The organism is Sphingomonas sp. Marseille-Q8236 (genome assembly GCF_965112005.1).
In genome coordinates, this window is the sequence record NZ_CBCOPO010000001.1 from 1940901 (window position 1) to 1951229 (window position 10329).

At 63.7% G+C, this 10329-nt stretch carries 11 protein-coding genes; 6 read left to right on the forward strand and 5 right to left on the reverse strand.

Going from position 1 to position 10329, the window contains the following annotated elements:
• Positions 1 to 132: 132 nt before the first annotated feature.
• Positions 133 to 2031, forward strand: a complete 1899-nt coding sequence (dnaK, locus tag ACWPWT_RS09340; RefSeq protein WP_454279412.1) for a molecular chaperone DnaK — start codon at positions 133 to 135, stop codon at positions 2029 to 2031.
• Between the two features lie 161 nt (positions 2032 to 2192).
• Positions 2193 to 3317, forward strand: a complete 1125-nt coding sequence (gene dnaJ, locus ACWPWT_RS09345) for a molecular chaperone DnaJ (protein WP_454279413.1) — start codon at positions 2193 to 2195, stop codon at positions 3315 to 3317.
• 179 nt (positions 3318 to 3496) lie between these two features.
• Here the strand turns inward: dnaJ and ACWPWT_RS09350 are convergent, their stop codons facing one another.
• Positions 3497 to 4078, reverse strand: coding sequence for a hypothetical protein (locus tag ACWPWT_RS09350; protein WP_454279414.1), 582 nt, complete (start codon positions 4076 to 4078; stop codon positions 3497 to 3499).
• Between the two features lie 154 nt (positions 4079 to 4232).
• On the opposite strand from ACWPWT_RS09350, the gene ACWPWT_RS09355 reads away from it, so the two are divergent.
• Entirely contained in the window at positions 4233 to 4745 is a 513-nt protein-coding gene (locus tag ACWPWT_RS09355; protein WP_454279415.1) for a thioredoxin family protein, read from the forward strand.
• An 86-nt stretch (positions 4746 to 4831) separates the two neighbouring features.
• Here the strand turns inward: ACWPWT_RS09355 and purB are convergent, their stop codons facing one another.
• Entirely contained in the window at positions 4832 to 6148 is a 1317-nt protein-coding gene (gene purB / locus ACWPWT_RS09360) for an adenylosuccinate lyase (RefSeq protein ID WP_454279416.1), read from the reverse strand.
• Between the two features lie 214 nt (positions 6149 to 6362).
• On the opposite strand from purB, the gene ACWPWT_RS09365 reads away from it, so the two are divergent.
• Positions 6363 to 6812 (forward strand): EF-hand domain-containing protein, encoded by a 450-nt coding sequence (locus ACWPWT_RS09365; RefSeq protein ID WP_454279417.1) that lies wholly within the window; start codon positions 6363 to 6365, stop codon positions 6810 to 6812.
• A 269-nt stretch (positions 6813 to 7081) separates the two neighbouring features.
• Here the strand turns inward: ACWPWT_RS09365 and ACWPWT_RS09370 are convergent, their stop codons facing one another.
• Positions 7082 to 7690 (reverse strand): 50S ribosomal protein L25/general stress protein Ctc, encoded by a 609-nt coding sequence (locus tag ACWPWT_RS09370; RefSeq protein ID WP_454279418.1) that lies wholly within the window; start codon positions 7688 to 7690, stop codon positions 7082 to 7084.
• 123 nt (positions 7691 to 7813) lie between these two features.
• Positions 7814 to 8383 (reverse strand): outer membrane protein, encoded by a 570-nt coding sequence (locus ACWPWT_RS09375; RefSeq protein ID WP_454279419.1) that lies wholly within the window; start codon positions 8381 to 8383, stop codon positions 7814 to 7816.
• A gap of 115 nt (positions 8384 to 8498) precedes the next feature.
• Between ACWPWT_RS09375 and ACWPWT_RS09380 the strand changes: the two genes are divergently transcribed.
• Together ACWPWT_RS09380 and ACWPWT_RS09385 are read left to right on the forward strand one after the other, a co-directional pair.
• On the forward strand, positions 8499 to 9110 hold the full coding sequence (locus ACWPWT_RS09380; protein ID WP_454279420.1) for a hypothetical protein: 612 nt from the start codon (positions 8499 to 8501) through the stop codon (positions 9108 to 9110).
• A complete protein-coding gene (locus tag ACWPWT_RS09385) occupies positions 9110 to 9340 on the forward strand; it encodes a helix-turn-helix domain-containing protein (protein WP_454279421.1) in 231 nt (76 codons plus the stop codon). Before ACWPWT_RS09380 ends, ACWPWT_RS09385 begins: the two co-directional genes overlap by 1 nt.
• A gap of 49 nt (positions 9341 to 9389) precedes the next feature.
• Here ACWPWT_RS09385 and ACWPWT_RS09390 read toward each other — a convergent pair whose 3' ends face one another.
• A complete protein-coding gene (locus tag ACWPWT_RS09390) occupies positions 9390 to 10289 on the reverse strand; it encodes a TraB/GumN family protein (RefSeq protein WP_454279422.1) in 900 nt (299 codons plus the stop codon).
• Positions 10290 to 10329: the final 40 nt, after the last annotated feature.

The window sequence follows — 10329 nt, forward strand, 5'->3', positions numbered from 1 at the left end:
ATCCAATCTTGCGGCAACGGAACGCCCACCTATATCCGCCTCGTGAACGGGGTTTTCGGTCGCCGCTTTCGGGACCGGCGAACCCCGGCATTTGACTTCCAGACTATGTTCTTGAGGGGCATTTAGAGACTTATGGCAAAAGTGATCGGCATCGACCTCGGCACCACCAACAGCTGCGTCGCTGTCATGGAGGGCGGCAAGCCCAAGGTGATCGAGAATGCGGAAGGCGCGCGTACCACGCCGTCGATCGTCGCCTTCGCCAAGGATGGCGAGCGCCTGATCGGCCAGCCGGCCAAGCGTCAGGCGGTGACCAATCCCGACAACACCATCTTCGCGGTGAAGCGCCTGATCGGCCGCCGCTATGACGATCCCGTCACCCGCAAGGACACCGAGCTGGTTCCCTACGCGATCGCGCGCGGTCCGAACGGCGACGCATGGGTCAATGCGGGCGGCAAGGATTACAGCCCGTCGCAGATCAGCGCCTTCACGCTCCAGAAGATGAAGGAAACCGCCGAATCCTATCTGGGCGAGACGGTGACCCAGGCGGTCATCACGGTTCCCGCTTACTTCAACGACGCGCAGCGCCAGGCGACCAAGGACGCCGGCCAGATCGCGGGCCTCGAAGTGCTGCGCATCATCAACGAGCCGACCGCGGCGGCGCTGGCCTATGGCCTGGAGAAGCAGGACGGCAAGACAATCGCGGTCTATGACCTTGGCGGCGGCACCTTCGACATCTCGATCCTTGAGATCGGCGACGGCGTGTTCGAGGTGAAGGCGACCAATGGCGACACCTTCCTGGGCGGCGAGGACTTCGACAACAAGATCGTCGACTTCCTGGCGTCGGGCTTCCAGAAGGAAGAGGGCATCGACCTCACCAAGGACAAGCTGGCGCTCCAGCGTCTGAAGGAAGCGGCCGAAAAGGCGAAGATCGAGCTGTCCTCGGCCCAGTCGACCGAGGTCAACCTGCCCTTCATCACCGCCGATCAGAACGGCCCGAAGCATCTGGTCAAGACGATCACCCGCGCCGACCTGGAGCGTCTGGTCGAGGACCTGATCCAGCGCACGCTGGAGCCCTGCAAGAAGGCGCTAGCCGATGCGGGCATGAAGGCCGACGAGATCGCCGACGTCGTGCTGGTGGGCGGCATGACCCGCATGCCGCGCGTCCGTGAGGTCGTGAAGAACTTCTTCGGCAAGGACCCGCACACCGGCGTGAACCCCGACGAAGTCGTCGCCATGGGCGCGGCGATCCAGGCGGGCGTGCTGCAGGGCGACGTCAAGGACGTGCTGCTGCTCGACGTGACCCCGCTGTCGCTGGGTATCGAGACGCTGGGCGGCATCATGACCAAGATGATCGACCGCAACACGACGATCCCGACCAAGAAGAGCCAGGTCTATTCGACCGCCGACGACAACCAGAATGCGGTGACGATCCGGGTCTTCCAGGGCGAGCGCGAGATGGCGCAGGACAACAAGCTGTTGGGTCAGTTCGACCTGGTCGGCATCCCGCCCGCACCGCGCGGCGTGCCGCAGATCGAGGTCACGTTCGACATCGACGCCAACGGCATCGTCAATGTCTCGGCCAAGGACAAGGGCACCGGCAAGGAGCAGCAGATCCGCATCCAGGCGTCGGGCGGTCTGTCGGACAACGACATCGACCAGATGGTCCGTGACGCGGAGAAGTTCGCGGAAGAGGACAAGAAGCGTCGTGCCGAGGCCGAGGCCAAGAACAACGCCGAGTCGCTCATCCACACCACCGAGCGTCAGCTGGCCGACAATGGCGACAAGGTCGACGCGTCGCTGAAGTCGGAAATCGAGGCGGCCATCGCCGAGACCAAGACGGCGGTCGAGGGTGGCAACCCCGACACCATGAACGAGAAGGCGCAGGCCCTCGCTCAGGTCGCGATGAAGCTGGGCCAGGCGATCTACGAGAAGCAGCAGCAGGCCGAGGCTTCGCCCTCCGCCGATGCCGGTGCGGCCAAGCAGGACGATGTGGTCGACGCCGAATTCTCGGAAGTCGACGAGACCAAGTAAGGCTGTCGGCCCGGTCCGCCTGTCGGCGGGCCGGGCCTTCGGTTGCTGTTGAGAATACCGCCTTTCGGGGCATGAAATGGCGAAGCGCTTGGGCGTCCGCTCCGGCCTGACGGCACGGTCGGTCGGCGGGCCACGCACAGGCGGACGGGGCGAGACCGGGCATGAGCACGACGATCGACTATTATGAACTGCTCGAATGCGAGCGCACGGCCGACGATGCGACGATCAAGTCGCGCTACCGCAAGCTGGCGATGCAGTACCATCCGGACCGCAATGCGGGCTGCAAGGACTCCGAGGCCAAGTTCAAGGCGATCAGCGAAGCCTATGACTGCCTGAAGGACCCCCAGAAGCGAGCGGCCTATGACCGCTATGGCCATGCCGCGTTCCAGCAGGGTATGGGTGGCGGCGGCGGTGCACAGGATTTCGGTGCCTTCTCCGACATTTTCGAAAGCGTCTTCGGCGAGTTCATGGGCGGCGGACGCGGCGGCGGGCGACAGAGCCCCAGGCGCGGTGCGGACCTTCGCTACGACATGGAAATCACGCTCGAAGAGGCGTTCCATGGCAAGTCGACCGAGATCACCGTCGATGTCTCGGCGGCGTGCGATACCTGCGACGGCACCGGCGCGAAGGCGGGGACCAGCGCCAAGACCTGCCAGCAGTGCGGCGGCCATGGCAAGGTGCGTGCGCAGCAGGGCTTTTTCGTGGTCGAGCGGACCTGCCCGGTCTGCCAGGGCGCAGGGCAGATCATCGCCGATCCGTGCCCCGACTGCCGCGGCGAGGGCCGGGTCGAGAAGACCAAGACGCTGGCCGTTAACATCCCGGCGGGCGTCGACGAAGGCACCCGCATCCGCCTGACCGGCGAAGGCGAGGCGGGCGCGCGGGGAGCTCCCGCAGGCGACCTCTACATCTTCCTGCATGTGAAGCGCCACGCCATCTTCGAGCGCGAGGGCACGACCCTGTTCGCGCGCGCGCCGATCAGCTTCACGACGGCGGCGCTGGGTGGATCGCTATCGATCCCCGGCCTGGACGGGCGTACGCACGAGATCAAGATTCCGGCGGGCATCCAGTCGGGCAAGCAACTCCGCCAGCGGGGTGCGGGCATGCCCGTGTTGCAGGGACGCGGCACCGGCGATCTGGTCATCCAGATCGAAGTCGAGACGCCGACGCGGCTGTCGACCCGCCAGCGCGAACTGCTCGAACTCTTCCGCGAGACCGAGACAGGCGACGAATGTCCCGAAAGTCAGGGGTTCTTCGCCAAGTTGAAGAGCGTCTTTGCGGGGGAATAAGGCGCTCTTTTTGCGGTTGTCATGAAATTGGGTGATGCGCGGGCCGGGTGACGATCACCTCGGCCCAGTTGCCTCATGGGCGGTCGCACGCCAATCCCCGAGGATGGGGGAATTAAGACTTGGTCAGGCGGCCAAGCCGGGGTCGTTCAGGCGGGATGCGTCGAACACCGGCATGCGGGTCACGGTTTGGGGGCGGTCGCCTTCATCGAATCGAGCTTTTTCATCTGCTCCGCCTGAACCGGAACGCCTAGCGCAGCGCGCAGGCTGTCGGGCACCATTTCGCGATCATATGGGTCCATGGACACACCATTTTCCTTCGATCGGCCATATTGCGTGCCGTAGATTTGCGATTGGCCGATCTTCATCAGATAGCGGTCGAGCGTTGCCGCGGCGATCCAGTTCGCCTCCGCTTTGCCGCGCGCCACGGCGGCCATGGCAAGTGAATGGGCGAGCAGATAGTCGGAAGCCTGCGATCCATGCTGTAAGATGAAGGCCGCGCGATAATAATCGTCGGCGGTGTTCAAACGGCCTTCGCGCAGCATCGTCTGGGACTTGGCTCGACGCGCGGCATCTTCGGCGATCATACGGCGAACCAGCGCCACATCGATCGGTTTGGCGGGATTGATCGAGGCTCGGATCGTCTGATCAGCCTCGAACATCGCGCGCATCTCCGGATTGTCATTCGCCCCGCCTGCCTGAGCGTGAAGCTGGACGGGTAGCAGCATCATACACCCCAATGCCGCGACGAACATTATCCGCATCGCCACCATCTCCCCATGATCCTCTACCCTTTGATTACATTTGTAGTCAGGAGTGGCAAGATGGGCCAACTTGGCATGGGCCACAGGATCGCTTGCTTGCCAAATGTGGTTTTCCCCGGTTCATTGCCATATCTGATAAAAGGAAGACCCTAGCATGATCCCCAGGTTTCTGGCTCTGTCCCTGATCGCCGCGTCCTCCACTCTCCCCGCCGCCGCGCCGGTAACCGCTCCCCGCGTAGGCGTCGCCAGCTTCGAAGCGCTGCCCAAGCCCCTCCCGCTGCCTTACCATGCCGACGATGCCAAGGCGGAGATCGCCGCGGCGCGGGCACGGGCGGTCAAGGCGCATAAGCGGGTGTTGATCGATCTGGGTGGGAACTGGTGCCTCGACTGCCGCTTGCTGGCGGGCACGATGGAGTTGCCGCAACTCCGCGCCTTCGTTGCTAAGCATTTCGAGGTGGTGACGGTCGATGTCGGTCGGTTCGACCAGAATATGGATATTCCCGCGTCCTACGGGATCAAGGGGCGGCTGGCGGGAGTGCCCGCCGTGCTGATCGTGGACCCGAAGACCAACAAGCTGGTCAATGCGGGTCGCGAGACGGCCCTGGCGGATGCGCGCTCGATGACGCCGCAGGCGCTGGCCGACTGGCTGGCGGGTTGGGTCGCCTAAGCTCCTGAACGTTGCCCCAGCCTGGGCGGGGGTCTTTCTGCGATGACGAAGGGGGGAGGGCATGGCGCCCTCCCCCCCCAAAGCCGTTACGCCTCGCCGAACACGCGCGCGAAAATCGTGTCGACATTCTTGTAGTGATAATCGAGGTCGAAGCGCGCCTCGATCTCCTCGAGCGACAGCGCCGCCGTGACGTCCGCATCGGCCTTGAGCAGCTCCATCAGCGACAATTCGCCGTCGGACTCCCACACCTTCATCGCGTTGCGCTGGACGAGGCGATAGCTATCCTCGCGGCTCACCCCCGCCTGGGTCAGCGCCAGCAGCACGCGCTGCGAATGGACCAGGCCGCCCATCTTGTTGAGGTTCTTCTCCATCCGCGCCGGATAGACGACCAGCTTGTCGATCACGCCGGTCAGGCGGGCGAGCGCGAAGTCGAGGGTGATGGTCGCGTCGGGGCCGATATAACGCTCGACCGAGCTATGGCTGATGTCGCGCTCATGCCACAACGCGACATTCTCCAGCGCCGGGGTGACATAGCCGCGCACCATGCGGGCCAGGCCGGTCAAATTCTCGGTCAGCACCGGGTTGCGCTTGTGCGGCATCGCCGACGAGCCCTTCTGGCCGGGCGAGAAATATTCCTCGGCTTCCAGAACCTCGGTGCGCTGGAGGTGACGGATTTCGGTGGCCAGCCGCTCGATCGAGCTGGCGATGACGCCCAGCGTCGCGAAGAACATCGCGTGGCGATCGCGCGGAATGACCTGGGTCGAGACGGGCTCGACGGTCAGGCCCATCTTCTCGGCGACATGCGCTTCGACGCTCGGGTCGATGTTCGCGAAGGTGCCGACCGCGCCCGAAATCGCGCAGGTGGCGATGTCGGCGCGCGCCGCGACCAGGCGGGCACGGTTGCGGTCGAACTCGGCATAGGCCTGGGCCAGCTTCAGGCCGAAGGTGACCGGCTCGGCATGGATGCCATGGCTCCGGCCGATGGTCGGGGTCAGCTTATGCTCGTAAGCGCGACGCTCGATGACCGCGAGCAGCGCGTCGAGGTCTTCGATCAGGATATCGGAGGCGCGCGCCAGTTGCACCGCCAGGCAGGTGTCCAGCACGTCGGACGAGGTCATGCCCTGGTGCAGGAAGCGTGCCTCCGGCCCGGTCCGCTCGGCGACATGGGTGAGGAAGGCGATGACGTCGTGCTTGGTCTCCGCCTCGATCGAATCGATCCGGTCGATGTCGAAATCGCCCGCCGCCTTGTCGGCTTCCCAGATGCGTGCGGCGGCTTCCTTGGGCACCACGCCCAGTTCGGCCAGCGCGTCGGTGGCATGTGCCTCGATCTCGAACCAGATGCGGAAACGGGTCTGCGGATCCCAGATCCGGGTCATGGGGGCACGGGAATAGCGCGGAATCATCGGGGTACCTCAGGTCGTGGAAACGGCACGGCTTACCGTGCACTCCCTCTTGGAATCACGGTGTGCCGTGCCGTTAGCAGGGACGAGCCGAGCCTTCAAATCCGATGACGTCATTCCCATATGGCAAAATGCAGATTGGGAACGTATCTCTAACGACGAAGATGCTTTTCCGATCTTCGTAATCATCGATCGACCAGAGTAAGGGAGAGACGAGATGATGAAATATGCTATTCTTGGCGCCGCGATGATGGCGTCCGCTCCGGTGCTTGCGCAGACCATGACGGCGCCAGGTCAAACCTCACCGGCACCCGCACAGGATGCGACCGCAACCACGACGGACCCGGCACAGGCCACGCAACCTGTTACCGATCCGGCTGCGGCGACTCCGGCACAGGGGCAGGTCCAAGCGACCGGCAGTCAGATCGCGCAGGTCGTGGACACCCAGTTCCCGACCTATGACAAGGATGGGAACGGCCAGTTGAGCAAGGCAGAGTTCGCCCAATGGATGGTCGCGCTGAAGTCGCAGACCGATCCGTCGACCAAGGCCGATGCCCCCGCTACCAAGAAGTGGGTCGGCACCGCCTTTGCCCAGGCCGATACGGACAAGAGCAAGACCGTGTCCAAGACCGAACTGACCGGCTTTCTGAGCCAGGGTCAGGGCTGAAGCCAGATCGGAACCTCCCCTCCGTTTCGACCTATTCCCCGAGCGGGGATGAGCGGGGCCGTCGGACCTTCGGGTCCGGCGGTCCTTTTCTCATGCTCCCCATCGAACATGGGAAAGGGAAGTGAAGGGGTGCTCACCATCGCCAGCCCGCGACCCTCTCGTTCGAGCCGAGCGGTGAGGAATTGCGACAGACACGAAAAAGGGCAGGGGCGTCACCGCCACCTGCCCTGATTTTCGTTCGCTTGCCCAAAGGGGAAAGCGAGGCCGGATCAGGCCTGTTCCGAACCTTCGGCGGCCGCATCGGCGTCGTCCGCTGCGGTCGGGACCGTCGGCGGAACGATGGTCGCGATCGCGAAGTCGCGGTCGTCGATCGCCGGAGTCGCGCCCTTGGGCAGCTTCACATCCGAGATGTGGATCGAGTCGCCGACTTCCAGACCCTTGAGCGAGATGGTAATCTCGGCGGGGATGTCGGCGGCGTCGACGACGATCTCGATCTCGTGACGGGTGATGTTCAGGACACCGCCCTGCTTGATGCCACGGCTCTCTTCTTCGTCGGTGAAGACGACCGGAACGGCGACGGTGACGGTTTCATGCTCACCGATGCGCAGGAAGTCGACGTGCAGCGGGCGGTCCGAAACCGGATGGAACGCGACGTCCTTCGCCAGCGTGCGCTGGCCGTCCACCATGATGACCGAGGTGAAGAAATGGCCGGTCATCAGCGCCTTGACGAGGGCCTTCTCTTCGAGATGGATCGACGCGGCGGCCTTGTTCTGACCATAGATCACGGCGGGGACGCGGCCTTCACGACGCAGCGAACGGGAGGCTCCCTTGCCAACCTGATCGCGCGTCTCGGCGGCGAGCGTAAGGGTGTCGCTCATTCCAGTAACTCCGAAACAAAATGGATATAGGCTTCCGACCACGCCTCCAGGGATGACCATGACCGGAAGCGGCGGCGCATAGCCGGGATGCGGCCAAAAGGCAAGTTCGCCGCCGACCTGCTGTCAGAAGCGGATGGGCAGGCCCAGCATGATCCGCCCATGCGACTCGCTCACCTGCCCCCGCAGGCGGACGGAGAGCGTGCGATTGAGTCGCTGCTCGATGCCTATGCCGGCAACCAGCCCGTTCGTCTCGTTCAGCGAGCCATCGGCGATGAGGTTCGACGACGTCCGGCCGTCGAACCGATAGCCGCCATAGCCAGCCTCGGCGAAAATCATGGTGCCCTGGCTCAGGACATAGCCTGCACGCGCAGTCAGGCTATACCCCCATGTCGCCTTTTGTTCGGCATAGGCAAAGACCTGCTGGCTGCGTGCGGTTCCGCCACCGCCATGGACCGCAACTTCGCCGCCCAGCCGCAGGCGGTTGCTCGCAGGGAGCATCCACCCTGCAAAACCGCCCCCGGCAAGCCCCGTTGTCTTATAGGTGATGGCGTTATCGTCATCGCCCAGGGTCAAACCGTGAATGACAACCCCAGCCTCCGGCCCAGCATGGAGACCGGTAAAGGCTAGTTTTTCCTGCGCGAAGGCGGCGGTAGGCAGACAGATCAACAGCGCGGCGGCATGCAGGATGCGCATCTAGAACGTCCTTCGATCAGTTATAGGGCTCCCCATCGATTCCCTATGCATGTTGATTTATGATAATTATCTGTTTCTGTAAAACAGAAAGAATGTGATGTCGGACAGATATTTCATGAGCCGAAGCCGTGCTCGGGCCGTGCGGGTGTTTGCGGCGCTGTGTTTCTTCGTCGCCGGGCTGGGAGCGGCGACGCTTCCCGCGATGCTGGTGGGGCCGCAATGGCTGGCCTTCTCACTGGATTGCGATGATGGATGCCGCCCGAAACCCGCGCCTCTCGACCAGTTGTCGCCGGAATTGCGGCATATCGTGGCGGATTTACCCGAAGCCGAAGAGCGGATGGCTGCCGCCATGGCGGACCCCTTCTGGTGGTGGCGATTGTTCGGCATCCAGATGCTCGATGCCTTGCCTTTCGCTCTATTATTCTTCTCAGTGGGTATGGCGTTGTGGCGATTCGGCAATCGCGAGGAGCATCGCGACTGGAACGGGATTTGCTGGTTGCAGAGGGCAACGGCGGCCGGAGTCGTCATGGCGATTGCCGAACCTGCGGCACAGTTGCTGCGGGATGCCGTTTATGTGGGGGCTCTGACCAGTATCGACGCGTTTTCCTACTCGATCGAATTTACCGAGACGATCAACCATCTGCTGTTCGCCGGGGCGGCTTGGGCGGCGACTTGGGCGTTGGCGGCGGGGTTGCGCGCGCGGGGCGATCTGGCTGAGATCGTCTGATGCCCGTGACCGTCAATCTCGACCTGATGCTGGTGCGGCGCAAGGTGAAGTCGAAGGAACTGGCCGAGGCGATCGGAATTACCGAGTCGAACCTATCGTTGCTGAAATCGGGCAAGGTAAAGGGTGTGCGCTTTTCGACGCTGGCCGCCATCTGCCGCTATCTGGAATGTGAGCCGGGCGACATACTGGGCTATGAACCATCGGTCGACGATCTGACGGCGGAGGAATAGAGGCTATCCGCGCCGCTCCCCAACGAAAAGCGGCGCGGGATGAAGAGGATCAATAGGCGATGCGCTGCGCCTTGATCCCCTGCTTGGCGAGCTGCGCCTGGACGCTGTCATTGCCGGCCAGATGGCCCGCGCCGACCGCGATGAAGATGGTGCCGGGCTTGGCCATCCGCTCCTTGATCCACGTCGCCCAGCGCGCGTTGCGGTCGGTCAGCAGCGTCTTGGCGACCTCGGGCGAGTCCTTCAGGCTTTCGTTCATGGTACGCGCCAGCGCATCAGGATCGCCCTTGGCCCATTCGTCGACCATCTCGGCCATTTCCTCACCCGCCTTGGGCAGATCTTCGACCGTCGAGGTCAGGAACTCGATCTGTGCCTTTTGCGACAGGCCGTTGAAAAAGCCGATCTGCTGCTCGGCGGTCTCCAGTCCCGCAACCGGCTTGTTCGCCGCTTTGGCCGCATCGGCCAGCACCGCTTCCGGCCCGTTCTTGGGATCATAGCCCAGCTTCTGGATCGGCGCGAGCGACAGGGTGACGCCCGCCAGCCACGGCTTCATCCGGTCGAACGCCTGGGGCGGCAGGCCCGCATCGGTCATCGCCTTCAGATAGGCGCCGCGCTTGTCGGCGGGCAACTGCTCGGTCAGGGTCGGGCCGGTGGCGACGATGCCGTTCTTGAGGACGATCTGCTGCATCGTTGCCGGGTCGGGCTGCACCATCTCCAGCATCAGCTGATCGGACTTGTCGAAGGCGGTCTTCACCGCCTCGTCGAACCAGCTCAGGCCGGGCTTCAGCACATGGATGGTGCCGAACAGATAGATGGTGGTGTCGGCATCCTTGACCACCCAGAGCGCGGGATCGGCGTCGTTGGGGGCCTGGGTGGGCTTGCTCTGCGCGCAGGCGGGTAGCGCCAGCATCAGCGCGAGCGAGGTGAGGGCGGCTTTCATGATCGTCTTCATGGGATCGGGCTTTCGGAAAGGGAAGGGGCCGGATGGGAGA

Bases quoted from the DNA above. Each gene is read 5' to 3' on its own strand.
- ACWPWT_RS09355 (WP_454279415.1), top strand. From the start codon at position 4,233: ATGATCCCCAGGTTTCTGGCTCTGTCCCTGATCGCCGCGTCCTCCACT.
- purB (WP_454279416.1), bottom strand. From the start codon at position 6,148: ATGATTCCGCGCTATTCCCGTGCCCCCATGACCCGGATCTGGGATCCG.
- ACWPWT_RS09380 (WP_454279420.1), top strand. From the start codon at position 8,499: ATGAGCCGAAGCCGTGCTCGGGCCGTGCGGGTGTTTGCGGCGCTGTGT.
- ACWPWT_RS09365 (WP_454279417.1), top strand. From the start codon at position 6,363: ATGATGAAATATGCTATTCTTGGCGCCGCGATGATGGCGTCCGCTCCG.
- ACWPWT_RS09350 (WP_454279414.1), bottom strand. From the start codon at position 4,078: ATGCGGATAATGTTCGTCGCGGCATTGGGGTGTATGATGCTGCTACCC.
- ACWPWT_RS09385 (WP_454279421.1), top strand. From the start codon at position 9,110: ATGCCCGTGACCGTCAATCTCGACCTGATGCTGGTGCGGCGCAAGGTG.
- ACWPWT_RS09370 (WP_454279418.1), bottom strand. From the start codon at position 7,690: ATGAGCGACACCCTTACGCTCGCCGCCGAGACGCGCGATCAGGTTGGC.
- ACWPWT_RS09375 (WP_454279419.1), bottom strand. From the start codon at position 8,383: ATGCGCATCCTGCATGCCGCCGCGCTGTTGATCTGTCTGCCTACCGCC.
- ACWPWT_RS09390 (WP_454279422.1), bottom strand. From the start codon at position 10,289: ATGAAGACGATCATGAAAGCCGCCCTCACCTCGCTCGCGCTGATGCTG.
- dnaJ (WP_454279413.1), top strand. From the start codon at position 2,193: ATGAGCACGACGATCGACTATTATGAACTGCTCGAATGCGAGCGCACG.
- dnaK (WP_454279412.1), top strand. From the start codon at position 133: ATGGCAAAAGTGATCGGCATCGACCTCGGCACCACCAACAGCTGCGTC.